The organism is Streptomyces sp. NPDC048612, assembly GCF_043199295.1.
In the GTDB taxonomy this organism is placed as follows: domain Bacteria; phylum Actinomycetota; class Actinomycetes; order Streptomycetales; family Streptomycetaceae; genus Streptomyces.
In genome coordinates, this window is the sequence record NZ_JBICVV010000004.1 from 68,061 (window position 1) to 92,463 (window position 24,403).

At 70.2% G+C, this 24,403-nt stretch carries 22 protein-coding genes and 1 pseudogene; 11 read left to right on the top strand and 12 right to left on the bottom strand.

Features of this window, described 5'->3' with window-relative positions:
- Positions 1-9 precede the first annotated feature (9 nt).
- Positions 10-3,291, top strand: coding sequence for a tetratricopeptide repeat protein (locus ACGFN2_RS08995; protein WP_393358709.1), 3,282 nt, complete (start codon positions 10-12; stop codon positions 3,289-3,291).
- 649 nt (positions 3,292-3,940) lie between these two features.
- Here ACGFN2_RS08995 and ACGFN2_RS09000 read toward each other — a convergent pair.
- Both ACGFN2_RS09000 and mca read right to left on the bottom strand, forming a co-directional pair.
- The gene (locus ACGFN2_RS09000) at positions 3,941-4,189 is read right to left on the bottom strand and encodes a hypothetical protein (protein ID WP_362609596.1); all 249 of its coding nucleotides are present in this window, start codon (positions 4,187-4,189) and stop codon (positions 3,941-3,943) included.
- Positions 4,190-4,193: 4 nt separating this feature from the next.
- Entirely contained in the window at positions 4,194-5,066 is an 873-nt protein-coding gene (gene mca, locus ACGFN2_RS09005; RefSeq protein WP_393358711.1) for a mycothiol conjugate amidase Mca, read from the bottom strand.
- Positions 5,067-5,198: 132 nt separating this feature from the next.
- On the opposite strand from mca, the gene ACGFN2_RS09010 reads away from it, so the two are divergent.
- Together ACGFN2_RS09010 and greA are read left to right on the top strand one after the other, a co-directional pair.
- On the top strand, positions 5,199-5,603 hold the full coding sequence (locus ACGFN2_RS09010) for a DUF4307 domain-containing protein (protein WP_362609600.1): 405 nt from the start codon (positions 5,199-5,201) through the stop codon (positions 5,601-5,603).
- Between the two features lie 306 nt (positions 5,604-5,909).
- On the top strand, positions 5,910-6,407 hold the full coding sequence (gene greA / locus ACGFN2_RS09015) for a transcription elongation factor GreA (RefSeq protein WP_362609601.1): 498 nt from the start codon (positions 5,910-5,912) through the stop codon (positions 6,405-6,407).
- Between the two features lie 136 nt (positions 6,408-6,543).
- On the opposite strand, the gene ACGFN2_RS09020 is transcribed toward greA, so the two are convergent.
- The 3 genes from ACGFN2_RS09020 to ilvA form a co-directional block, all read right to left on the bottom strand.
- Positions 6,544-7,422: an ABC transporter permease gene (locus tag ACGFN2_RS09020; protein WP_362609604.1), complete on the bottom strand. Its 879-nt coding sequence runs from the start codon at positions 7,420-7,422 to the stop codon at positions 6,544-6,546.
- Entirely contained in the window at positions 7,419-8,507 is a 1,089-nt protein-coding gene (locus ACGFN2_RS09025) for an ATP-binding cassette domain-containing protein (RefSeq protein WP_362609607.1), read from the bottom strand. Before ACGFN2_RS09025 ends, ACGFN2_RS09020 begins: the two co-directional genes overlap by 4 nt.
- Positions 8,508-8,781: 274 nt before the next feature.
- The gene (gene ilvA, locus ACGFN2_RS09030; protein ID WP_393358714.1) at positions 8,782-10,047 is read right to left on the bottom strand and encodes a threonine ammonia-lyase; all 1,266 of its coding nucleotides are present in this window, start codon (positions 10,045-10,047) and stop codon (positions 8,782-8,784) included.
- Positions 10,048-10,241: 194 nt separating this feature from the next.
- Between ilvA and ACGFN2_RS09035 the strand changes: the two genes are divergently transcribed.
- Positions 10,242-10,742, top strand: a complete 501-nt coding sequence (locus ACGFN2_RS09035; protein ID WP_362609609.1) for a MarR family transcriptional regulator — start codon at positions 10,242-10,244, stop codon at positions 10,740-10,742.
- Positions 10,743-10,839: 97 nt separating this feature from the next.
- On the opposite strand, the gene ACGFN2_RS09040 is transcribed toward ACGFN2_RS09035, so the two are convergent.
- Complete coding sequence (locus ACGFN2_RS09040; protein ID WP_393358716.1) at positions 10,840-12,000, bottom strand: cystathionine gamma-synthase; 1,161 nt, start codon at positions 11,998-12,000, stop codon at positions 10,840-10,842.
- Between the two features lie 189 nt (positions 12,001-12,189).
- Here ACGFN2_RS09040 and ACGFN2_RS09045 point away from each other — a divergent pair, with 189 nt between their 5' ends.
- The 3 genes from ACGFN2_RS09045 (at position 12,190) to ACGFN2_RS09055 (ending at position 15,399) form a co-directional block, all read left to right on the top strand.
- The gene (locus ACGFN2_RS09045; protein WP_393358718.1) at positions 12,190-13,350 is read left to right on the top strand and encodes a hypothetical protein; all 1,161 of its coding nucleotides are present in this window, start codon (positions 12,190-12,192) and stop codon (positions 13,348-13,350) included.
- Between the two features lie 141 nt (positions 13,351-13,491).
- Positions 13,492-14,205 (top strand): peptide-methionine (S)-S-oxide reductase MsrA, encoded by a 714-nt coding sequence (gene msrA, locus ACGFN2_RS09050; RefSeq protein WP_393358720.1) that lies wholly within the window; start codon positions 13,492-13,494, stop codon positions 14,203-14,205.
- 90 nt (positions 14,206-14,295) lie between these two features.
- Positions 14,296-15,399: a hypothetical protein gene (locus ACGFN2_RS09055; protein ID WP_362609654.1), complete on the top strand. Its 1,104-nt coding sequence runs from the start codon at positions 14,296-14,298 to the stop codon at positions 15,397-15,399.
- 204 nt (positions 15,400-15,603) lie between these two features.
- On the opposite strand, the gene ACGFN2_RS09060 is transcribed toward ACGFN2_RS09055, so the two are convergent.
- Both ACGFN2_RS09060 and ACGFN2_RS09065 read right to left on the bottom strand, forming a co-directional pair.
- A complete protein-coding gene (locus ACGFN2_RS09060; protein ID WP_362609659.1) occupies positions 15,604-16,074 on the bottom strand; it encodes an NUDIX domain-containing protein in 471 nt (156 codons plus the stop codon).
- A 3-nt stretch (positions 16,075-16,077) separates the two neighbouring features.
- Positions 16,078-16,820 (bottom strand): annotated as a pseudogene (locus ACGFN2_RS09065) (XRE family transcriptional regulator).
- A gap of 858 nt (positions 16,821-17,678) precedes the next feature.
- Here ACGFN2_RS09065 and ACGFN2_RS09070 point away from each other — a divergent pair.
- The gene (locus ACGFN2_RS09070) at positions 17,679-17,960 is read left to right on the top strand and encodes a hypothetical protein (RefSeq protein WP_362609655.1); all 282 of its coding nucleotides are present in this window, start codon (positions 17,679-17,681) and stop codon (positions 17,958-17,960) included.
- Between the two features lie 8 nt (positions 17,961-17,968).
- Here the strand turns inward: ACGFN2_RS09070 and ACGFN2_RS09075 are convergent.
- Positions 17,969-18,777, bottom strand: a protein-coding gene (locus tag ACGFN2_RS09075; RefSeq protein ID WP_393359026.1) for an IS5 family transposase whose coding sequence is annotated in 2 segments (ribosomal slippage) — positions 17,969-18,427 and positions 18,430-18,777 — 807 coding nt in all. Because the reading frame shifts where the segments join, the coding sequence is not laid out codon by codon here.
- 7 nt (positions 18,778-18,784) lie between these two features.
- Positions 18,785-19,006 (bottom strand): DUF5958 family protein, encoded by a 222-nt coding sequence (locus ACGFN2_RS09080; protein WP_393358723.1) that lies wholly within the window; start codon positions 19,004-19,006, stop codon positions 18,785-18,787.
- Positions 19,007-19,182: 176 nt separating this feature from the next.
- Between ACGFN2_RS09080 and ACGFN2_RS09085 the strand changes: the two genes are divergently transcribed.
- Positions 19,183-19,542, top strand: a complete 360-nt coding sequence (locus ACGFN2_RS09085) for a hypothetical protein (protein ID WP_393358725.1) — start codon at positions 19,183-19,185, stop codon at positions 19,540-19,542.
- A 139-nt stretch (positions 19,543-19,681) separates the two neighbouring features.
- Here the strand turns inward: ACGFN2_RS09085 and ACGFN2_RS09090 are convergent, their stop codons facing one another.
- Positions 19,682-19,996: a hypothetical protein gene (locus tag ACGFN2_RS09090; RefSeq protein ID WP_362612584.1), complete on the bottom strand. Its 315-nt coding sequence runs from the start codon at positions 19,994-19,996 to the stop codon at positions 19,682-19,684.
- Positions 19,997-21,333: 1,337 nt separating this feature from the next.
- Here ACGFN2_RS09090 and mgt point away from each other — a divergent pair.
- Positions 21,334-22,545, top strand: a complete 1,212-nt coding sequence (gene mgt, locus ACGFN2_RS09095; RefSeq protein WP_393358727.1) for a macrolide-inactivating glycosyltransferase — start codon at positions 21,334-21,336, stop codon at positions 22,543-22,545.
- A gap of 22 nt (positions 22,546-22,567) precedes the next feature.
- On the opposite strand, the gene ACGFN2_RS09100 is transcribed toward mgt, so the two are convergent.
- Positions 22,568-23,380, bottom strand: coding sequence for a helix-turn-helix transcriptional regulator (locus tag ACGFN2_RS09100; protein WP_393358729.1), 813 nt, complete (start codon positions 23,378-23,380; stop codon positions 22,568-22,570).
- A gap of 250 nt (positions 23,381-23,630) precedes the next feature.
- Here ACGFN2_RS09100 and ACGFN2_RS09105 point away from each other — a divergent pair, with 250 nt between their 5' ends.
- On the top strand, positions 23,631-24,368 hold the full coding sequence (locus tag ACGFN2_RS09105; RefSeq protein WP_362612592.1) for an SDR family oxidoreductase: 738 nt from the start codon (positions 23,631-23,633) through the stop codon (positions 24,366-24,368).
- Positions 24,369-24,403: the final 35 nt, after the last annotated feature.

Genomic DNA, 24,403 nt, shown 5'->3' on the forward strand with positions numbered 1-24,403 from the left:
GGGGATGGCATGCCGGGCTCACTGGCTGTGCTGCGCGAAGGCCACCGGGCGGAAGCGGAAGCGCTGTTGACCAGGACGGTCGAGGAGGAGGTCCGGCGCTCGGGCGGGCGGCTCGACGGGGAGACGCTGCTCGGCAGGGCCCGCTCGGCGCTGGAGGAGCTGGCGGGCAGCGCCGCCGAGGAGTACGCCGCGTATGTGCGGGCCCTGGACGAGGCGGATGCCGGCCGGCCCTCGCTGGGCAGGCGGCTGTCCCGCAAGGAGCTGGGGACACCCGCAGTGGCGACGGCCGCGGCGGCGGTGGCGGCCTTCGGCACGGACCTGGTGTACGGCACGGGCGCGGGCGCGGCGCTGGGGGTCGGGGCCGTCGTGGTGGTGGCGGGCGCGGCGGCCACGGTCCTGAAGCTGACCGCGGGCCACTTGCCGGCGGCGCATCAGGCGGCGGGGCGGCGCGCCCAGCCGGGTGGCGCCCAGCAGCTGCGGCTGGAGTGGCTGACGGCGCTGGAGGTGCGGGGCATCCGGCCGTTCCTGGATCAGCAGCGGATGCTGACGGCGGCGGCCCGCGGTGGCGGCACGACATCGAAGCCGGCCACCTCGACGACCGCCCGCGGGCCGCAGTTGCGCGGCGCGGACCGCAGCGCGGCGGCCCGCCAGCGGTCCGTTCTGGAGCAGTCGTTCGCCCAACTCCCGCAGCCGGAAAGCCCGTTCGCCGGGCGCCGGGCCGAGCTGACGCAGATCGCGCAGTGGGTGCACGCGGCCCGTGCGAGCACGGAGACCAAGCCGACCGTGGTGGTGCTGCACGGTGAGCCGGGGTCGGGCCGGACGGCGCTGGCGGTGCGGGCCGCCCATCAGCTGCGCGATCAGTTCCGTGGCGCGTGCGTGGTGGATCTGCGCAGTGACACCCCCGGTGAGGTGCCGCTGCCGACCCGGGACGCGCTGCTGCATCTGCTCAACCGTCTGGGCGCGCCGCGCGAGCAGCTGCTGTTCCGTGAGCGGCCGTCCCAGGAGCAGCACGTCAAGCGGCTCACCGAGCTGTACCACCACCATCTGACCGGTCTGCCGGTGACGGTGCTGCTGGATGACGCCGCGGACGCGGAACAGGTGCGCACGCTGGTTCCGGAGCGCTCCGACAGCCTGGTGCTGGTCACCTCCCGTACGCCGCTGGAGCTGCCCGGGGACCTCCAGGCATGGGTGCTCCAACTGCCGGTGGGAGCGCTGGACGCGGCGGGCACCGAAGAGCTCCTGCGGGCCGCCGCCGAGAGCGGCAAGGAGGCCCCGGACGCCACGGGCCCGTACGACGCCCGGGCGGTCGACACGATCAACGGGCTGTGCGCGGGGCTGCCGCTGGCGCTGCGGGTGGCGGGCTCCTCGCTCGGCACCCGCACCGCCGCGGAGCTGGCCACGGACCTGGCGGCCCACGAGCGGCCAACGCCGGTGGAGCGCGCGCTGTGGCTGCGCTACTCGGATCAGCCGGAGGCCGCCCGGCAGTTGCTGCGCCGGCTGGCGCTGGTGGGCCGGGCCAGTCTGGGGGCGGCGGCCTCGGCGGCCCTGCTGGGCGTGGACCAGGCCGAGGCGGAGCGGCAGCTGAGGACGCTGGCCCGCGCCGGGCTGATCGAGCATGTCCGCGGCGAGCGCTACCGTCTGCACGCCCTGGTGCACAGCTTCGCGCACGACCGGCTGGTGGACGAGGAGGAGCCGGCTGAGCGCGGCGCGGCCCAGGAGCGGCTGATCCGCGGCTATGCGGAGCTGGCCGACTCGGTCATCAGGCTGGTCGACGGCCGGACGTCCACCCGCGCCGACCGCTTCGGCTCGCACGGCTTCACCTCCCTGGACGCGGCCCTCCAGTGGCTGGACGACGAGACCAGCTTCATCACGTCCGCGCTGCGCCATGCTGATCACGGCGTGGACCAGGCGGCGGTCTCGCATCTGCTGGGCGCGCTGGCCGACTACTGCCTGCTGCGCGGCGATCTTTACCGGCTGGGCGAGCTGAGCGAGCTGACCCGGGCGGCCGGGCAGGGGCTGCTGGTCCGCTCGGTGCAGTGGCGCACGGGTGTGGCGGCCCGCCAGCTCGGCGAGCTGGACCAGGCGCGGACGACCCTGTCGTCGGTGGTCGACCTGTATTTCGAGGCGCAGCATCCGGCGGGCGCCGCACGGGCGTTGCGCGATCTGGGCATCACCCTCCAGCAGCAGGGCAACCTCACCGAGGCCTCGGCCAAGCTCCGGGAGGCGCTGGAGCTGCAGTCCGGCGCGGACATGCACGGCGACCGGGCCTGGACGCTGCACGCCCTGGCGGCGGTGGAGCGGGACCGTGCGCAGATCGCCGAGGCCGTCGCCCTGCTGCGCGAGGCGCTGGAGCTTCATGAGGAGAGCGAGAGCGTGCACGGTCAGGCCTGGGCACACTTCCAGCTCGGCCAGGTGCATCTGCGCCGGGGCGATGTGCCGGCCGCGGAGAGTTCCCTGCAGGCGGCGCTGGAGCTCTACGGCCGTACGCACGACGAGCGCGGTGAGGCCTGGGCGATGACGCAGCTGGCGCGCGCCCGCCTGGTGGACGGCGATCCGGGCCCCGCGGTGGACCAGCTGCGGCAGGCGCTTCCGCTGCACCACCAGCACGAGGACGCCCGCGGTGAGGCCTGGACGATGTACTACCTGGGCCAGGCGCTGGAGGAGCGCGGCGAACGCGATGCGGCGCTGCGGCAGCTGGAGCGGTCACGGACGATGTTCAGCCGGATGCAGGACGGCTACGGCCTCGCCTGTGCCCGGCACCATTCGGGCCGGGTCACCCGCGATCTGCGGGCCGAGCAGACCGGCTCGCTGCGCAACAGCGGCTTCGCCCGGCAGCTGCTGCAGGACGCCCGTAAGGACTTCCAGCGGATCGGGGTGCCGCACGGCGAGGCGTGGTCCTGCCTGGAGTTGCTGATCATCGATGCCGGGAACGGCCGGTCGGCGCAGGCGCTGGAGCTGGCCGACGAGGCGGCGCGGCTCTTCGCCGGCTACGGCGACCGGCGCGGCGAGGACTGGGCGCGGTTCCTGCGCTGCACGCTGCTGCCGCTCGCCTCACCGGGCGGTTCCGTGGTGGGCACGGCCGTCGCCCAGGAGGAGCTGGCGCAGCTGATCCGGGAGAAGCACGCCACCCGTGACTCCAAGCTGGAGGACTGCACGGAGGCGTTCGCGCTGCTGCTGGACCGCGGGGTGGAGCCCGAGTCGGGGTGGCAGGCCTGGCGGCTGGGCACGGTGCCCAACCGCCATGCGCGCGAGGTCATGGGAGTGCCGATCGCCCCGGCCGGCGCGGAATGACGGCGGGGCGGGGCAAGCCGAGGGACGGCCCGGTGATGCACCGGGGCGTCACAGCCCAGGCGCACAGCATCGCCGGGCACACAGCACCGCCGGGCGCACGTCACCGCCGGGACCACGCGACACGGCTGGGAGCCACGCGATACGGCTGGGGGGGGCAACACGCCGCCTCCGGACCGTGTCCGCGTACCGCCGATACCGCCCGACGGCACTCGGACCCGCCCCAACGGCACTCAGGCCACCCGACGGCACCCGGGAACCGCCCCGACGCCGCTCAGGCGCGGCACGGACGGAGGCGGCGCCACCCGACAGCCCGCAGACCCGGCTCGCCGGCCGCTCGGACCGGCGAGCCGCCGGGCCGGTCGGCCGGCCGTGTCCATCGGCCGGCCCGCGACCCCCCCCCCCGGTCAGGGGGGCCCCCCCCAACGCACCGGGCCCCCCCGCCCCCCCCCCCCCGCCGGCCCGGGCGGCCCCCCCCCCCCGGGGGGGGGGGCGGCGGCCCCCCCCCCCCGCCCGCCCCTCGACCGCCACCCGGTCTCTGGGCGACCACCCGATCCTCACGGGGCCACCCGGTCCGCACGGGGCCGCCCGGTCCGCACGGAGCGGCCGGCCCCCTGGGCCGAGCGGTCGCGGCGGGCCGGCGGACCCGCCCTCAGCTGGTCTTCGGTTCGGCCGCAGGCGCGGCGGAGGCGGTGGTGCCTGCCTCGCCGCCCTCCGGCTGCTCTTCGAAGTCCACCTTCTTCATGTGCTTGTTCATGGACTTCATCAGCAGCCACACGGCGCCGCCGATGACCGCGAAGACGATGAAGCCGAGGACGCCGGGGGTCACCTTGTCCTTGTCGAAGCTGTCGGCAAGGGTGACGAAGTGCGTCAGGGCGAGGGTGCTGGTCGCGCTCATCATGGGGTCAATTGTTGCGGATGCCCGCGAAGAGGTCGTCCTCGGGGAGGGAAGTGTCCACGAGCGACTTCGCCAGCTCGTACTCCTCCGTCGGCCAGACCTCCCGCTGGAGGTCCATCGGCACCCGGAACCACCCGCCGTCGGGGTCGATCTGGGTGGCGTGGGCGATCAGCGCCTTGTCGCGGATCTCGAAGAAGTCGGCGCACGGGACATAGGTGGTCAGCGTGCGCTCACGCTGCTCGAACTGCTTCCAGCGCTCCAGCCACTCGCCGTAGGGCGAATCCATCCCGCGCTCCAGCAGCGCCTCGTGCAGCGCGACCGTGCGGGGGCGGTTGAAGCCCTGGTTGTAGTAGAGCTTCTGGGGCTGCCAGGGCTCACCGGCCTCCGGGTACTTCTCCGGGTCGCCGGCCGCCTCGAAGGCCACCATCGTGATCTTGTGGGTCATGATGTGGTCCGGGTGCGGATAGCCGCCGTTCTCGTCGTAGGTCGTGATGACCTGCGGCTTGAACGTCCGGATCAGCCGGACGAGCGGCTCGGCCGCCGCCTCGAGGTCCTGGAGTGCGAAGCAGCCCTCGGGCAGCGGCGGCGGCGGGTCGCCCTCGGGCAGCCCGGAGTCGACGAAGCCCAGCCACTCCTGCTTGACGCCCAGGATCTCCCGGGCCTCGTCCATTTCCTTCTTCCGCACCTCGTGGATGTTCTCCTCGATGTACGGGTCACCCTGGAGCTTGGGGTTGAGGATGGACCCTCGCTCACCGCCTGTGCAGGTGGCGACCAGCACGTCCACCCCCTCGGACACGTACTTGGCCATGGTGGCCGCACCCTTGCTCGACTCGTCGTCGGGGTGGGCGTGAACCGCCATCAAACGCAGCTGCTCAGTCAAGACTCGATCCTCAGTGAAGGGCCGGAGAAGATGCCTCCTATAGTGACCGAAGCAAGGGGGCGCTGTATTCCCAGGGGCGGGGCCCCCTTGGGGGTTCATGGCTGAAGGCCCCCGTATCCAGGAGGATTGATCATGACCGCGGTGCGCGACGGGCTCCCCGACGGACGCTACGGCCGCTCCGCGGATGAGCGCGCGGACCGCAAGCTCAAGATCATCGGCGCGGTGCTGGGCGTCGCGCTGCTGGGCGTGGTCGGCTGGTCCGGCATCTCGTACATCGCGGGGCAGGACCTCAGCGGCCGCGTGATCGCCTGGGACGCGGTCTCCGACCACGCCGTCAAGGTCCATCTTGAGGTCGTGAAGGACGCCGACACCAAGGGCGTGTGCACGCTCCGGTCCCAGGCCGAGGACGGCTCCGAGGTCGGCCGCAAGGACATCACCGTCGACCAGCGCTCCGGCCAGGTGGACACCGAGGTCACGGTGCGGACGACGAAGCGGGCGACCAATGCCGTGCTGGTCGGCTGTACGGCGTCCGGCTGAGCCCGCCACCGCCGCACTCCCCGCCCCACGGGCCACCGCACGCCCCCGTACCCCGTCGGCCGACCGGCCCGCCAGGCCGCCTCAGCCGCACCGCCCGCCCCACCCGTCACGCTCTGGCCCCAACCGGCACGGGGCGTGTCGTGACCGCGTCTGATCAGGGATGATGCCCTGCTGTGCGGTCGCTGTGAATTTCCTCTTCCCCGTTTTGTGCCGGAATTGTTAGGCTCGTGGTTTCGCCCACCTGTGAAGGCGCAAACCTTCCTGGTAGGGCGTTTGATTTATCCCCAGTACCGACGAGGAGCACCTGTGACCCAGACCAGCGAGAACGTCACCTGGCTGACCCAGGAGGCGTATGACCAGCTCAAGGCCGAGCTGGAGCACCTGTCTGGTCCCGCACGCGCCGAGATCACGCAGAAGATCGCGGCGGCTCGCGAGGAAGGTGACCTGAAGGAGAACGCCGGGTACCACGCGGCCAAGGAAGAGCAGGGCAAGCAGGAGGCCCGCGTCCGCCAGCTGACCCAGCTGCTGCAGAGCGCGAAGGTCGGCGAGGCCCCGGCCGCCAACGGCGTGGTCGCTCCCGGCATGGTCGTCACCATCGCGTTCGACGGGGACCCGGACGACACGCTTGAGTTCCTGCTGGCCTCGCGGGAGTACGCGAGCTCGGACATCGAGACCTACTCCCCGCAGTCGCCGCTGGGCACCGGCGTGAACGGCAAGAAGATCGGCGCCGACGCGGAGTACGAGCTCCCCAACGGCAAGAAGGCGACCGTCCGGATTCTGGACGCCAAGCCGTACAGCGGCTGAGCGCGGGACACCCGAGACGAGGCAGCGGCCCGGAGCGTGACGCTCCGGGCCGCTTCTTCGTGTCGTGACCGACGGCCGTCCGACCGCCCGGGACCGCCGAGCCCCGACTGCCGGGCCCCCGCAGCCCCGGCTCCCCTCAGGCCGTGGCCGACCGGTACTTCCGGACGGCCAGCGTCCGGAAGGCCAGGATGATGATCACGGACCAGATCACCGAGGCGATCACCGGATGCTCCATCGGCCAGGCCCCGGTCACCGACTTCGGCACCCCGGCGATGGTGTTGCCGAACAACTCCCGGGCGGCGGCCACCGTCGCGCTGAACGGGTTCCACTCCGCCACGTGCTGCAGAAACGCGGGCATGCCGTTGACCGGGACGAACGCGTTCGAGATGAAGGTCAGCGGGAAGAGCCAGATCAGCCCGCCCGAAGTGGCCGCCTCGGGCGTCCGCACCGACAGGCCGATGAGCGCGCCGATCCAGGAGAAGGCGTAGCCGAGCAGGAGCAGCAGCGCGAAGCCGGCCAGCACCTCGATGAGGTTCTCGTGGGTGCGCCAGCCGATCAGCAGGGCGACCACCGCCAGCACCACCAGCGTCAGCGCGGTCTGTACGAGGTCGGCGAGGGTCCGGCCGGTGAGCACCGCGCCACGGGACATCGGCAGCGACCGGAACCGGTCGATGAGGCCCTTGTGCATGTCGTCGGCGATGCCGGCGCCGGCCCCCGCCGTGGCGAAGGTGACCGTCTGCGCGAAGATCCCGGCCATCAGGAACTCGCGATAGGCCTGGGCGTCGCCCACCGGGGCGCCGGGGATGTTGATGGAGCCGCCGAAGACGTAGGTGAACAGCACCACGAACATGATCGGCTGGATGAGCCCGAAGATCACCACTTCGGGGATGCGCAGCATCCGGATCAGATTGCGCTTGGCGACCACCAGGGAGTCGCGTACGGACCGGCTGAGGGCGCCGCGCGTCTGCGGGGTCCGGACGGGGGCGCCGCCGGCCGTTTCGGTCGCCGTGGTCACTTCACGCCCTCCTTGTCGGCCGTCGCGTCCGGGTCCGCGGCATCGGCCGCCGTACCGTCCTTCCTGCGCTTCTTCTGCTTCCCGACGGTGCCGCCGCTCGTCCCGGCGTCCGCCGCGTCACCGTCCGCGCCGTTGCCGTCCGCGGTCTCGGCGGCGTGGCCGGTCAGCGAGATGAACACGTCGTCGAGGGTCGGGCGGCGCAGCCCGATGTCGTCGATCTCCACCCCGCGCAGGTCCAGTTCGCGGATGACCTCGGCGAGCAGCTTGGCGCCGCCCGTCACCGGGACCGTGAGCTTGCGGGTGTGCGGTTCGACGGTGCTCTCGCCCTTGCCGAAGCCGCGCAGGACCTCGTCGGCGACGGTGAGGTGCTCGGCGGCGTGCACGACGACCTCGACGCGTTCGCCGCCGGTGCGCGCCTTGAGCTGGTCGGAGGTGCCGCGGGCGATGACCTTGCCGTGGTCGACGACGCAGATGTCGTGGGCGAGGCGGTCGGCCTCCTCCAGGTACTGCGTGGTGAGCAGCAGGGTGGTGCCGCCGGCGACCAGCTCCTGGATGACGTCCCACAGTCCCTGGCGGTTACGGGGGTCCAGTCCGGTGGTCGGCTCGTCCATGAACATCACGGGCGGGCTGACGACCAGCGCGGCCGCGAGGTCGAGCCTGCGGCGCATGCCGCCGGAGTAGGTCTTGGCGGTGCGGTCGGCGGCGTCGCCGAGGTGGAAGCGTTCCAGCAGTTCACCGGCTCGCCGCTTGGCGTCGCGTCCGCTCATCTGGTAGAGCTGCCCGACCATCATCAGGTTCTCGCGGCCGGTCAAGTACTCGTCGACGGCGGCGAACTGGCCGGACAGGCCTATGGAACGCCGTACTTCGTCGGGGCGGGCGAGGACGTCGATCCCGGCGACCAGCGCCTTGCCCCGGTCCGGCTGGAGCAGGGTCGTCAGGACCCGTACGGCGGTGGTCTTGCCTGCACCGTTGGGGCCGAGCATTCCGAGGACGGTTCCTTCAGGGACGTCGAGGTCGACGCCGTCCAGTGCCCTCACGTCGCCGAAGGTCTTGACCAGGCCTTCGGCGTAAATGGCGCCTGGCATAGGAGTACTCCCATGGCTTGGGTCAGTTCCAGGTCGAATATTACGGTTGGCGGCCTATGCCTGCTCTATGGGCATTCGTCCGCAACGGAACGCCATGACGCACCGGCACCCCGCAGCCGCGAGACTACGGCCGCACGCGATACATCGCGATGCGTTTTTCTCGGATCACCGCGCACCGGCGGCGGGAACAGACGTTCGCCGACGTGTGTGGGGCGCCACGGTATACCCGTGACGCCCCCTGGCCCCATCCCCGTGCAGCAACGGCCCCGGCGGCTCACTCCGCGACGGCGTACCCCGCCTCGCGCAGCGCCGCCCGCAGCTCGTCGCAGTGCGCCGGCCCCTTGGTCTCCAGCTGCAGCTCCACCTCGACCTCGGTCAGACCGAGCCGCGGGTCCGTGCGCACATGGCCCACGTCGAGGACGTTCGCATCGGCCACCGACAGCACGCCCAGCAGCGTCGCCAGCGCCCCCGGCCGGTCCGTCAGCCGCAGGCGGAGCGAGAGGTAGCGCCCGCCCGCGGCCATCCCGTGCCGCAGGATGCGCTGCAGCAGCAACGGGTCGACGTTGCCGCCGGACAGGACCGCGACCACCGGCCCCTCGAAGGACTCCGGGTCGGCGAGCAGCGCCGCCACCGGGCTCGCCCCGGCCGGTTCCACCACCAGCTTCGCCCGCTCCAGGCACAGCAGCAGCGCACTGGAGAGCTGGTCCTCGGTGACCGTACGGACCTCGTCCACCAGCTCCTCGACCATCCCGAAGGTCACCTCGCCGGGCCGCCCGACCTTGATGCCGTCCGCCATCGTCGACAGCCCCTCGACCGCCACCGGACGCCCGGCCGCCAGCGACGGCGGGTAGCAGGCCGCGCCCGCCGCCTGCACCCCGACGACCCGCACGTCCGGCCGCAGCGCCTTCACCGCGAGCGCGATCCCGGCCACCAGCCCGCCGCCACCGACCCCGACGACGACGGTCCGTACCTCCGGGCACTGTTCGAGGATCTCCAGCCCGACCGTGCCCTGTCCGGCGATGATGTCGAGGTGGTCGAAGGGGTGGATGAAGACCGCGCCGGTCTCGCGCGCGTGCTCCTGGGCGGCGGCCAGCGTCTCGTCCACGACATGGCCCTGGAGCCGCACCTCCGCCCCGTATTCACGGGTCGCGGCGACCTTCGGCAACGGGGCGCCGACCGGCATGAACACCGTCGAGCGCACCCCCAGCAGGGACGCCGCCAGCGCCACCCCCTGTGCGTGGTTGCCCGCGCTCGCGGCCACCACACCGGCCGCCCGCTCCTGCGCCGAGAGCCCGGCGATCCGTACGTAGGCGCCGCGGATCTTGAAGGAGCCGGTGCGCTGGAGGTTCTCGCACTTGAGGTGCACGGGGGCGCCGACGAGCCCGGACAGATAGCGGCTGCCCTCCATCGCGGTGGCCCGCGAGACCCCGGAGAGCATCTTGTGCGCCGCCCGGATGTCCTCGACCGTGACCGCCGGCCCCTCGGCGGAGCGCGCGGACGCGGCGGTTCCGCGGGACGCGGGCGACATCTGGTCGGCCATGCCGCCAGTCTCGCAGTTCGTCCGCCGACGGGCCTTTTCTGCCCGCATGCTGATCACGCGGCGGTCCGGCCGCGCCCCGCGCACGGCCGGGTTGCGGCCGTTACCGGAATGCACAGCACAGGTACGCTCCGCGCCGGGTCCGCGTACGCTGTCCTCCCATCCATACGCACATCCATCGAAGCGAGCTCCCGGCCATGCCCACCTCTTCGGACATGACGACCCACACCGACCCCGCTCTCCTCGACGCGCTGCAGCACCAAGTGGCCGTCTTCGCCCGCCGCGCAGAACAGAGCCGGCTCGGCGGCGTGGGGCAGGCGCGCAACTCCATGGACCGCGCCGCGTATCTGCTGCTCAACCGCCTGGACCAGGAAGGCCCGATGGGCGTCAAGGCCCTGGCCGCCGGGATGGGCATCGACTCCTCGACGGTCACCCGGCAGGTCGCCCCGCTGGTCGACTCCGGCCTGGTCAGCCGCGCCACCCACCCGGAGGACGGCCGTGCCGTGGTGCTCCAGCTGTCCGAGCGCGGGCGCGCCCGTCTGGACGAGGTGCGCACCTCGCGCCGTGCGCTGATGGCCCTGGTGACGGAGCAGTGGTCCGAGGAGGAGCGCGTCGCCTTCACCGCCCTCCTGACCCGCTTCAACGCCTCCCTCTGCGACATCACCGCGTCCTTGACGCCGGCGGCCCCGGCGTCCTGACACCGGGTGGGGCGCCCGGCCGCGCCGCGCGGAGCGTCCGCACCGGCTCACCACCCCCCGGGTGGAGGGGTGGTGAGGCCGGCCGGCGACCGTCCCGTCAGCCCAGCGCCTGCGCGAGGTCGGCCAGCAGGTCGTCGACGGACTCGATGCCGACCGAGAGGCGCACGAGGTCGGCGGGGACCTCCAGCAGCGACCCGGCCGTCGAGGCGTGCGTCATCCGCCCCGGGTGCTCGATCAGCGACTCGACGCCGCCCAGCGACTCACCGAGGGTGAACAGCTTGGCGCGGTTGCAGACCTCCACCGCTTCCTGCTCGCCGCCCGCGACCCGGAACGACACCATGCCGCCGTAGGACCGCATCTGCTTGGTGGCCACGTCGTGGCCCGGGTGCTCGGCCAGCCCCGGGTAGTACACCTGGGTCACCTTGTGGTGGCCGCTCAGCAGCTCCGCAATGCGCTCCGCGTTGGCGCTGTGCCGGTCCATGCGGACGGCGAGCGTCTTGATGCCGCGCATCACCAGCCAGGCGTCGAACGGCCCGGCGACCGCGCCCATCGCGTTCTGGTGGTAGGCGAGTTCCTCGCCGAGGGTGTCGTCGTTGACGACCAGGGCGCCGCCGACCACGTCCGAGTGCCCGCCCATGTACTTGGTCGTGGAGTAGACCACCACGTCGGCGCCGTGGGCCAGCGGCTGCTGGAGGTAGGGGCTGGCGAAGGTGTTGTCGACGACGAGCTTGACCCCGGCATCCCGGGCGACCGCGGCGAGCGCCGAGATGTCGCTGATGCCGAGCAGCGGGTTGCTGGGCGTCTCCACCCAGATCGCCTTCGTACGGGGCCGCAGCGCGGCGCGTACGGCCTCCGGGTCGGAGGTGTCGGCCACCGACCACTCCACGCCCCAGCGCTCGACCACCTTGGAGATGAGACGGAACGTGCCGCCGTAGGCGTCATTGGGGATGACGACATGGTCGCCGGGGGTCAGCAGGGTGCGCAGCAGGCAGTCCTCGGCGGCGAGGCCGGAGGCGAAGGCGAGGCCGCGGCGGCCGCCGTCCAGAGCTGCGAGGTTCTCCTCCAGGGCGGTACGGGTCGGGTTGGCGCTGCGGCTGTACTCGTAGCCGCCGCGCAGCCCGCCCACACCGTCCTGCTTGTACGTGGATACCTGGTAGATGGGAGGTACCACCGCGCCGGTCGCCTCGTCCGGCTCCTGACCTGCGTGGATGGCAAGGGTTTCGAAATGCTGGTGGCGCTCTTCGCGCTGTTCGCTCATGCCTGCCGAGGGTAGTCGTCCGCGCAACCGAACTTTCCGGAACTTTCTGGTTGGCTGGATAGTGGATACATACGAGGACCCGCGCAGCGGTTCCCGCCGCACACCGCCCGCCGACCCCGCCGACCGCTTCTCCGCCCCGCTCCGCCCCCGGGCAGCCGTTACAAGAATTTCAGGTACAGGACACCTCGCATGGATGCTCTGCTGGTTCTCTTCGCCGCGCTCGCGCTCGGCGGCCTCGTCTTCCTGCCCTGGATGCGGCGCCGACGGGCCGTGCAGCACACCCGGCAGGGCCTGGTGGTGGCCGCCGACCCGATGGCCGGCTACGGATTCGTCCCGCTGGAGGAGCTGGACGTCCGCCTGCCCGGCCCGGATCAGGAACTGGCCGACGCGCTCGCCGAGATGCGCCGGACGCACGACTGGCGCCCGGCCGCCGAGCTGCTGAAGTCCACCGGCGACGACTGGGAGCGCCGCTGGCAGCGGGTGCAGACGCTGGCCGGCGCCGCCGCCTTCGAGCTGGCCGCGGAGGAGGCCTCGGAGGAGCAGCGGCGCGGCGCGGGCCCCGGGTACGGCGACGGCGGGCGGACCGGCGGGATCTGGCTGCGCACCTGGCGCTCGGAGGCGCCCAAGGACCCCGGCGGCGCCCAGACGCACGCCCAGTTCCTCGTCGTCCAGGCCCTGCGCGACCCGGGCTCCCAGGACTTCCGCATGATCCTGGAAGAGGCCCGTACGGTCTGCCGGGAGGCGGCGCTGCTGGCCCCCGGCAGCCCGGTCCCGTACATCATCGAGCTGGCGGTCGCCCGCGGTCTGCACGACCGCGCCGCCGACTACGAGGAGCTCTGGTCCAAGGTCGCCCAGCGCGCCCCGCAGCACATGGGAGCCCACCTCGCCGCGCTCCCCTACTGGTCGCAGAAGTGGCACGGCTCCCGTGAGCAGGCCGAGGCCTTCGCCGAGCGCGCCGCGGCCGCCGCCCCCAAGGGCACCCTGCTCCCGGCCCTCCCCCTCTTCGCGGTCTACGAGCACCTCCCCGAGGCCAACATGGTCCGCAGCCTCTACCAGAGCGCGGTCGTCGAGCGCGCCATAGAGGGCGCCCACTTCGCGCTCCGCGAGGCGCCCGCCGACCACCCCATGGCGCCGCACGTCCGCCATCTCCTGGTCTGGTTCCTGGTACGCGCCGAGCGCTACGCCGAGGCCATGGAACAGCTCCGCCTCGTCGACGGCCACGTGGGCGCCGTCCCCTGGTCCTACGGCCGCAGCCCCGCCGCCGAGTACGCCGCCTACCGCGCCCTGGCCGTCGCCGGGTGGGAACAGCTCGGCGGCACCGCCACAGGCTTCCCGCCACCCGCAAGCTGACCTCCTGGCCGGAATGCCTGCCCACCTCCCGGCGTTCCCGTCAGTGCACACCTCGATCTCAACGCACACGCGTCCCTTGGCACCACACGTCGCTTGTCACCACACCCCCGGTCCGCCCGCCCTCCCAGGAGACTGATCCACATGCTGTTCTCCCGCTTCAAGAACCACCTCCCCACCCCGGAGGAGGCGCTCGAAGGCCGCCCCGAGCGGGCTTTCGCCGTCCCCGGCCGGCACACCGTCCTCGGCAACCCGCTGCTCGGCCCGTACCCGGACGGCCTGGAGACCGCCGACTTCGGCCTGGGCTGCTTCTGGGGCGCCGAGCGGAAGTTCTGGCAGACCGACGGCGTCTGGACCACCCTCGTCGGCTATCAGGGCGGCCACACCCCGAACCCCACCTACGAAGAGGTCTGCAGCGGCCACACCGGCCACACCGAGGCCGTCCGCGTCGTCTACGACCCGTCCGTCGTCCCGTACACGACGCTCCTGAAGCTCTTCTGGGAGTCCCACGACCCCACCCAGGGCTTCCGCCAGGGCAACGACGTCGGCACCCAGTACCGCTCGGCCATCTACACCCACTCCCCCGCCCAGCAACAGGCCGCCGAAGCCTCCCGCGACGCCTACCGCCCCGTCCTCCACAACGCCGGCCACCACGACATCACCACCGAAATCCTCCCCGCCACCGGCCGCCCCTTCTACCCGGCGGAGGCCTACCACCAGCAGTACCTCGACAAGAACCCGACGGGGTACTGCGGGATCGGGGGGACGGGGGTCAAGCTAAGTGACCCGTCAGAGACGAACTGGGGCCGGTCGTGCCCGACGGGCATTGCGCCTGCGCCGGAAGCCACGGAGGAGTAGCCCACGCGACGCAACCGGCCAGCCGGCCACCGGGTAACGGATGAGGCACTACGGCCTCCCGGAAGCGTCAAGATCCTTACCGTCTCTGGCATGGACGGAATCGATGTTGCCAACGGACTGGTGGGTGCCGTGCTCGGCATGATCTGCGCCGTGCTGTTCCAACAGCCGCTGCAGGACACCTGGTACCGACTGCGCAAGCGCTCCACGACCGCGATTCACGCCATGCGACGGCGGGAGGAGTCGGGGCCCGTCTGGCAGACGTTCTCGCTCGGGCCCCTGCGGACTTCCGCATTGATCGTCGAAGGCGACGGATCGTCTCCGGTGCCCCCGGCAGCCATCAACGTCCAAGTGCTCGACGAAGAGGTGGTTCTGCCACCGGATATGGCCGACTGGCGGGACGAAATCGCCGAAGAGAGCGAGCGATTGCGGGCGGAGGGACGCACGCCTCTGTGGAACGGTCCTCGCTACGCCGTAGAGTCTTTCGACATCTCCCGCACCCCTCTCGACGAGACGCCCGAAATTCACCTGAGGCTGCGCCCTACGGACTACTACACGTTCCTCGCCGCTCAGCAACTGGACCGTAGGCTCTCTGACGGCACCACGCCCCGGACCCGCTATCTGAATCCCGACGAACCACTGACAGCTCCGTCCTTTCTCCAGTGCAGCTTCGCCGTCAACGTCGCCGTGGTCACCGCCGACGACATGCTCGTCGTGAGCCAACGCAGCAACCGGGTGCGTATGGCACCGGGCGTCTGGAACTCCTCCGTCAACGAGGGCCTTTCGAGGCACATCGACTCTTCGGGCCGGAGCGCACCGGACCTGCACGCGGTGGCTCGTCGCGGAATGCGGGAGGAATTGTCCTTGGAGCCCCACGAATACTCTCTCGATTTGCTGGCCTTCGTCCTGGACATAGACAAGCGCCACTGGAGTGGTCACTTCCATGCCAGGCTGAAGGACCTCTCGAGCGCGGATCTACAAGCGCGTATCAGCCGGGGTGTCGCCGATCGCTGGGAGCACCAGACCATCGACTACGTTCCCTTCCGGCCGGCAACGGTGGTCAAATACATGCTGCGGACCAACCGCATCCACCGCTGGGCACCATTGGCGCCGTCCCTCTTCCATCTCTCCCTCGTGCACGCATACGGCCGTACGCTTGTCGAGCGGGCGGAGGCACAGGTTCTGCGCCGCCTTTAAGTTCAAGGCACCTTCCCATCCATTCCGTTGGGAGCCGCAGCAAAGACTCGCCTCACTCCGCGGAAAGCTGATCGGATCACACGGCCTGACAGATTCGCCGGGACAGCGGTCAAGCTAAGTGCCGTCGGAGGCGAACTGGGGACTGTCCTGCCCAACGGGCATCGCGCCTGCGCCGACCGACGACTGCCCCCGTTGCGAGCCGCGTCACCCCAGGTAGGGGCTCTCCCGATGCTCCAGGAAGTGCCGGATACGGAGCTGCTGCGTGTGGTGCATCGGGAGATCGCCGATCTCATCGGGGTGGATGAACCGCAGCTCCGTGGACTCGTCCGAGATGGCAAGCTGCCCTCCGACGAGACGAGCGGTGAAGCACACGTTGAACTGCCGCCGTACCTCCCCGTCCGTGTAGGCGATCACGTGACGGGGATCGGTGTACGTGCCCACCAGCCCCGTGATCTCCACATCCAGCCCGGTCTCTTCCTTGACCTCCCGGACCGCGGTGCCCGGAAGGGAGTCGGTCATCTCCATGCCGCCGCCGGGCAGGGCCCAGAGGTCGTTGTCCCGGCGTCGCTGGAGCAGAATGCGGCCCTCGTCGTCGGTCACCACAGCTGAAGCGGCAACGACGAGGCTGTTGGGCTCGGGGGCATCGGGATCGTCGTAATACTCGGTGCGCGACAGGGTTCACTCCTCGGGTACGGGCTTCGCCGTCGTCCAAACCGCGTCGAAGCTCTGGGCGTAGGTGTCGAAGATGCCACCATCCCCGTTGCGACGAAGGTGCCATACCGGTGCCCCATAGGCGTTCACGCCCCAGACATGGGCATTGGCCAGGAGCTGATCGTCCGCCCGGTAGATGGAGTTGTACAGCGTGGTTCCGTGGGTCCGGATCTCGACTCCGGGTACCCCGAGGAGCGGCCGGTAGTGCATGAGAGCGAGCTGGCAACGCGATTCGATGCCGTGCCCGAACCGTTCCTCCTCACCGCGCTGCCGCACGTTTTCGCTCTCCGCATCACCCAACGCGATGCGGACGGAGCACCCTTTGGCGGCCCGCTCACGGAGCAGATCGTTCAGGCGGGGAAACCCCTCGTGCAGGAAGACGGCCGCGTAGACGAGTACGTCGATTTTCTCGCGGGCCTCCGCCAACATGTCCGTGAACGTGGATACGGGAACGTCCGCCCGCTGGTCGTACAACGCGACCAGCTCAGAGCTGACAGCGCGGGCAGAGCGTGCTTGCCTGAGCGCCGGCCAAAGTGCATGCACGTCTTCTCCTAACGTCTCGGCCGCCAGCAGGGCCGTCGCCCGTCGCGGGGTCCGGCCCAAGTTGACCCACCGCTCAACGGACTTGGGGTCCACCTGGGCCCTGGCTGCGAGGGTGGCATGGTCCACCCTCCGGCTGCCATGGCGGCTCGAAGCCTCTCGTTCGGCATCCGCAGTCTCTCCCTGGAAGTTGGGACGTTGCTAGGGACGTTCTACCTCCTCTGGGACGTCCCAAAATGGGTTTTGGGCGAGGTTCCTACGTCCTGGGCGTCGCCGTGATCCTCCTTGCATGAGCGACAAGAAAGCACCTGCGGTGGGCACTTTGACGCTGGACACCAGGAGCGGCCGAGTCGGTCGGGTCATGGACGTCATGTGGTCGCACGTGCAACTGCGTCCGCCCCAAGGCGGGATCGAATGGGACGCACGTCCGGAGGATCTACGTGCACTCGGCTCCTGTGACGATCTGAGCTCACGAGTAGCAGAACTCAACGCTCAAAGCAGGAGCGGGCTGTGACCAGGTCCGTCTTCCGCTATCTCAGATGGACTATGGGACCGGAGACCGCTCCGGAAGCCCCCGAGATGGTGCACGAGTTGGAGTGCATGTCCTGCGACGCCGCAGCAGACCCCTCGGAAGAGTTCGAGACGGCACGCAACTGGGCCTTCTCGCATATCGGCCAGCATCCCTCGCACCGCGGGTACCGCGAGACCGTCACACGGTTCTGGCGCATGACGCCAACGGATGGTGAGTGCCTGTGAGACAGCGATTATTCAGCGTTCTGATCGTGGCCTTCTGGGCGGCGATAGTCGTGCCGCTTGTCGTCATCAGCACCCCTGACAACGGCTGACCCAAGACATGTGAGACCGGACCACCCCTCGCCTGGACAGCAACCGGGGTGGTCCGGTCCGGAGCCCTCGCGGACCCCAGTGCCGATGGTACTGGGGCCGCTGTCATGCCCGTGACCGGTGGGCGGGTGGCCCAGGTGCTCAACTACTGCTTCTGGGAGTGAGGTTCTGTGCAGCACGATCCGATGGACCCGGACTTCGACGACGAGGCTCTGGAACCGGACGGCTGGATGTGGGTACGTGGGGTGGACTACGTGGCCGGCTGGCGGAGCGCGGTGGACGCTGCGACGGAGCTGAAGGGGGCCATGGATGAGGCAGGCATCGACACAACCAAGGTCACGTCGACGGCATCGACAACAACTGATGGCTCGGGAATACTCCGGCTGTCGCTTCCTGTGGAGGCTGCGCTAGCTCTGGCCAGTGCAGCGCGAGAAGAAGCGCTCAGGTGGCGCAAGGCTGGTGCTTAGACGTCGTTTTATTTGGTGAGGCGGCGGTGGCAGATGAGGGCTGCGGCTATGCCGACGAAGGCGAGGAAGTGGTCGGCTTTGCGCTCGTAGCGGCGGTGGAGTCGGCGGCAGCCGGCGAGCCAGGAAACGGTCCGCTCGACGACCCAACGGTGGCGGCCGAGCCGCTGCGAGGACTCGATGCCCTTGCGGGCGATGCGGTGCCGGATGCCACGCTTGCAGAGCCATCGGCGCAGGTGGTCGTAGTCGTAGCCCTTGTCGGCATGCAGCTTCGCCGGTCGCCGACGGCGCAGGCCACGGCGGGAACGGATGGGCGGAATGCCGCGGACGAGCGGCTCAAGACCCTGGCTATCGTGCATGTTCGCGCCGGAGATTCCCAAGGACAGCGGCAGTCCGTTCCGGTCCGTGACCAGGTGGATTTTCGATCCCAGCTTGCCGCGGTCGGTCGGATTCGGTCCCGTCAAAGGCCCCCTTTTGCCGCCCTGACGCTGACGGAGTCGATCGCGCATCGCGACCAGTCCAGCTCGCCTCTGACCCCGAGCTCATCGAGGACGACACGGTGGAGCCGGGCCCAGACCCGGTCTCGGCTCCACTGGGCAAAACGCCGGTAGACCGTCTGCCAGCACGGACCGAACACAGGAGGCAACTGCCTCCAGGTACAGCCCGACGTAGCGACGAACACGATCGCCGCCAGCGCCTCACGGTCACCCGCTCGGCGCCGGCCTCCGCCCTGCGGACGCTTCACTTCCGTCGGCGGCACCACCCGCCGGAACAAGACCCACAACTCATCCGGCACCAACCGCTCAACCAGATCCGCCATGCACTGCTCAACGACCATCAACACCATAAGAAACGCGGCGCATCCCGGAGCGCGCGAGGGCTTCCTCGGCGTCCTGCTGTGTGGCACGTGCCTGTAGGCAGAACAGCGTCAGCTCCCGCAGCACCAGACGCTGCTCGTCCTCCGCAAGACCTGCGAACCATGCAACGCCTTGCGGAATGGGGCGCATCCCCTGGGCAAGTTCATTGATAATGAGCTCACGTTCATGCATGTGCCTTGCCCTCCCGGCGAGACGGGCTTGATGCCTTGCTGACGCGATTCAACCAAGACCTTCCCGCGGAGCACGCACAACGTTGCAAGCAACCGAAGTCACCAGCATTACCTCGACAGGAACCAACGGGGCTGCGGGATCAGGAGATAGGACGACCTGGTGGGGGTGACCTACGGATGACTGAGCGACCGTCCCTTCCTGCCGGCGTCACGGCGATCATCGAAGCACTTCTTCGGCCGGGGGTGGAAGGCCGGGAGGAGTTGCTTCGCCAGCTTCCGCACACCACGGTGGGAAGGCGCTGTGGCTGTGGCTGCGCGACGGTGGATCTCGTGGTCGACCGTTCAGCCGCTCTTCCCGCCTCCGTGGGCAACGAGGTGGTGGCCTCAGCCTCGTTCCCCGTCGATGGCGGGATACCGGCAGCGGGAGTGCTCCTGTTCGCCACCGACGGCTACCTCTCGTGCCTTGAGGTCTACTCGGCCCTGGACATCCTCATCACCACGTGGCCGGACCCGCGCATCCTCGATGTGGACAGGTGACGGGTGCTGGAGGGCCGGAGGCGGGCAGGAGTTGCAGCGGGAGCGGCTTCCCGTGGCTGACTCGCGTGCCGTGAAGGACGCGTTGAACCGCCGCCGTATTTCCCGTCGGTCCTCATGCGACCCCGGGCAGCCCAGCACGTCACACCTGGCGGGACCACTCGTCGAGCTCGATCTTGATTTGGTGGTTGTGCTCGACGTGCCATACGACCACCCCCACCACTTCGGCTCCTACCTTGGGCAGTTCCAAGCCCGCCGGCATGCGCGTGATCTCGGCAAGCCCTCTGATGCTGGGCACCCCGTCGATGCGAAGGAAGACCCCAAAGGGCTGACGGCCAATAACGCGCCCACTGACGTGTGAGCCCACGGGCAGCGCGGCGACCGTGGCGTCCCAGCTCCGGAGCACTTCCCCGGCCTCCGGCACCTCCGAGGCAGCAGGCCAACTGAACTCAGACATACGCCGATCCTGCCATCGGTCAGAAACAGGCCGGAGGCTTCAGAGCAGGATTCACCAGGCTCGGCGGGCATACCCCTGACTTGCTGGAGCGGACTCCGGGGAACCCGATTCCTTGTGGTTCAACGGGTTCTTCGGGAACGCATCGGAAACAGCAGCGCCTCGTTGCTGACTACCGTCCAGGCGGTTAGCGAAAACAGCATGGGCTGACGTCGGCGGGTGAGCGGGCGCAGCGTGATGGCACCGCTGCGCCTCACGCACCGGTGTTCTCGGTGACGCAGACATACGAAGGAGGCTGCGCCCCGCCGTCGTTCGGAAAGTCCAGGACGCCGGGGTAGGTCATTCTGGTGCCCGGGTAGGACTCCGCGCAGGGCTGAGGAGTGTCCGAGAAGACGGACGTTCCGTCCGCATGGATTGCCTGTCCGTCTGAGCCGACCAAGTAGGCACCACACTGATAACCCGCTGCGTTCATCAGAAGGGTGGCGTCCTTCCCTACGCCGTCGCTGCTGCCCGCCCATGCGAGGCAGTAGCTGGCACCGGGGTCCCCGCCTGTAGCCGGCTGCGAGATGATGTGAATGGCCTGGAGAGGCGCGGGGCCGCGACACAGCCCCTCAATGTCCGCTACATGCCAAGGGGCGCCGGCGACACAGATCCCTTCCTTCGGCTTGCAGCCGGCCGGACCGCCGGGCGTCTTGTACGTCACCCGGAGGCATGGCGGAGAAGCGCTCACCGAGCGGGACGGCGCCGCAGTCAACGAAGGGGAAGACGGGGCACTGGCGTTTCCATGTCCGGGGCCCGTGGCGCTGGCTGTTGTTCGCGGGAGCACCTTCCCGTCTGCACTACGGCTCGGGCCCGTCGGCCTGTGCAGGAACAGAGCCAGCCCGACACCGATGACGGCAGCAGCCACTCCCCCGGCCAGCGTCGCCTTCCAAGGAAATCGTGGGCGCTGAGGAGCTGTCGTGTCAGGAATGACGGGGATGTTCTCCAAGGTGTCCCCATTGTGAAACGCGAGCACGTCATCCGGATGCGGCGGCTTCTGCGGCGGCTGTGGCGTACTCACAATCCCCCCTGATTGCTGTGCGTGACGGCCACGGTAGGACGTCTGAGTCACAGACGGGGTGGACTAGCTGGAAGTGCAACCTTGTCGTGATTCATCCATATGGAGGCCTCGCTCCGTGGCGGGATGCCACAGGTGCAACCGGCGCCACCAAACGTGCAGGCGCGTCTCCCGCCGGCATCGCAATTCCGGTGGGCCCAAGTCGCCTCTAGCGGGCCAAGGTGCTCTACCGCTCGACGAACTTGGATTGCACGATACGTATCGTCTCGTCTACCGTGGAGCCATGACGACCCCGGAGTACACCCAGCGCGCCCATATCGCCATGTTCTCCATCGCTGCTCATGGGCATGTGAACCCGAGTCTTGAGGTGATCCGCGAGCTTGTTGCGCGTGGGCATCGGGTTACCTATGCGATTCCCCGGATTTTTGCGGAGAAGGTGGCCGAGACCGGTGCCGAGCCGGTGTTGTACCGGACGACGTTGCCGTCGCCGGATGATGACCCGTCAGCGTGGGGGACGACGCTCCTCGACAACGTGGAACCGTTCCTGGATGACGCGATCCAGGTGTTGCCGCAGCTCAGCGAGGCTTATCGGGGGGATGAGCCGGATCTTGCGCTGCATGACATCACCTCGTATCCGGCGCGTGTCCTTGCTCATCGGTGGGGGGTTCCGGCGGTTTCCCTGTCGCCGAACCTCGTGGCGTGGGAGGGGTATGAGGAGGAGGTCGCCGAGCCGATGTGGGCGGAGGCCCGGGCGACCGAGCGGGGGAGGGCGTACTACGCGAAGTTCGCCGACTGGCTTGTGGAGAACGGGGTTTCGGAGCATCCCGATCCGTTCGTCGGGCGTCCCCGCCGGTCCGTCGTGTTGATCCCCAGGGCGTTGCAGCCGAACGCCGGGCGGGTGGACGAGAAGGTGCACTCGTTTGTCGGCGCCTGCCAGGGGGACCGTGCCGCGCAGGGCGACTGGGAGCGGCCGGCGGGTGCCGAGCGGGTGCTGCTGGTCTCGCTCGGCTCGTCGTTCACCAAGCAGCCAGGTTTCTACCGCGAGTGCGTGGCGGCGTTCGGCGGGCTGCCGGGCTGGCACGTCGTGCTCCAGGTGGGCAAGCACGTCACGGCCGGGGATCTCGGGGAGATTCCGGAGAACGTCGAAGTGCGCGACTGGGTACCGCAGTTGGCGATTCTGAAGAAGGCCGACGCCTTCATCACGCACGCCGGTGCGGGCGGCAGTCAGGAGGGGCTGGCCACCGCCACGCCCATGGTGGCCGTTCCGCAGGCCGCCGACCAGTTCGGCAACGCGGACGTGCTCCAGGGGCTCGGGGTGGCCCGGCACGTTCCGATGGACCAGGCGGACGCCGCCACCCTTCGTGCGGCGGTGCTGGCGCTCGTCGAGGACCCGGACGTGGCGCACCGCCTCGCGGCCATTCAGCGGGAGATGGCCACCGAGGGCGGCACCCGGCGGGCGGCCGACCTCATCGAGGCCGAACTCCCGGCCGGGTGACGGGAGCGGGAGTCCCTCGGGGTCACTTGGAGGGGGCCGGTTCCGTGCTGTCCTCGGCGTAGACCACCAGGGTCTGTTCCGGTTGTCCGGCCAGGTGGAAGGCGGTGTAGGTGTAGGTGACCGGGTCGCGTCCCGGGGGGCGCAGGCGTTTGCGGCCGCTGTGGCGGGCCTGGACGTCGTGCTGGGGCCACCATGCGCGTGCTTCCGGGCTGTGTGCGGTCAGCTCGTCGATGAGGCGGGTGTGGCGGGGGTCGGTGGGGTGGCGTCCGGCCTGGGCCCGGAGGCGGGCGAGCAGGCCGCGGGCTTCGGGTTCCCAGTCGACGACGACCTCCCGGGCCAGTGGTTCGAGGAATACCCAGCGGACGAAGTTGGGCGGGCGCCGCGGCTCGTCGCCGATGAGGCGGGGGAAGAGGGCTGCGGCCGCCTGGTTGTGGCTGAGGACGTCGTAGGTGCCGCCGATGATGTACGCGGGGTGGGGCTGGAGCAGCAGGGGCACGGCGGCGGCCTCGGGGGTGAGCGGCTCGTGGTCCTCGGGTTCGTCCGTCGGCGGGTGGCCGGCGAGACGGAGGAGATGGGCGCGCTCGTGGCGGTCGAGGCGCAGTACCGCGGCCAGGGAGGTCAGAACCTGCTCGGAGGGGCGGATCTGGCGCCCCTGCTCCAGGTACGTGTACCAGGTGGCGCTGATGCCGGCCAGGAGCGCCAGTTCCTCCCGGCGCAGTCCCGGCGTGCGGCGGCGCGCGGTCCGCGGGAGGCCGACCTGGTCCGGGGTGAGGCGTTCCCGTCGGCTGCGCAGGAACGCGCCCAGCTGTCGGCGTTGGTCCGGTCGCAGTGGCATGGCACCTTCAGTTCCAGAATAAGTGGATTCTGGATACCAGGCTAAGACCGGCGGAGACTCGTGCCCCAGTGGAGGCGGTGAGCGTGCCGAGGGCCCGGGCGGGCGGTGCGCCGGCGTCCGGCCGACCGGCCGACTGCCGTCCGGGACCCGCCGTCAGGTGGTGCGCCGCGGCCTTCGACGGCCGTTCGCACACCTCGCGGCGCCGGGCCGCCGCCTCCTGCCCCGCTGTGGAGAACGAAGGGAATTCCTGATGTCCGGAATGGCAGGCAAGGTCGTGGCGATCACGGGCGCCAGCAGCGGTATCGGGGAGGCGACCGCGTTGCTGCTCGCCGAGCGTGGGGCGCGGCTCGTGCTCGGTGCGCGCCGGAGTGAGCGGCTGGCGGAGCTGGTGGCGCGGATCGAGGAGGCGGGTGGGGTGGCCGTGCAGCGGCGTACGGATGTGACCCGGCGGGACGATCTGCGTGCGCTGGTCGCGCTGGCGGGTGAGCGCTTCGGGCGGCTCGATGTGCTGGTCGGCAACGCGGGGGCCGGGACGATCTCGCCGCTTGATGATCTGCGGGTCGAGGAGTGGGACCAGATGGTCGAGGTGAACGTGAAGGGCGTTCTGCACGGGATCGCCGCTGCGCTGCCGGTGTTCCGGGCGCAGGGCACCGGGCATTTCGTCACCGTCGCCTCCACGGCCGCCTTTCGCGTCGTGCCGTCCATGGCGGTGTACGCCGGGACCAAGGTCGCGGTCCGGGCGATCTGTGAGGGCCTGCGTCAGGAGGCCGGGGATTCCCTGCGGGTGACCACCGTCTCGCCCGGGATGACGGACACCGGATTCGCCGAGGCGTCGAGCAACTCCCGGGTCAGGGCGGAGATCACGAGGATGCGGGACGAGATCGCGATGCCGCCCGACGCGATCGCGCGCGCCATCGCGTTCGCCGTCGAGCAGCCGGACGGGGTGGATGTGAGCGAGGTGGTGGTGCGGCCCACGGCTCAGAGGTGAGGGACGGGGGCTGAGGGGTGGACGTCGGCACGACG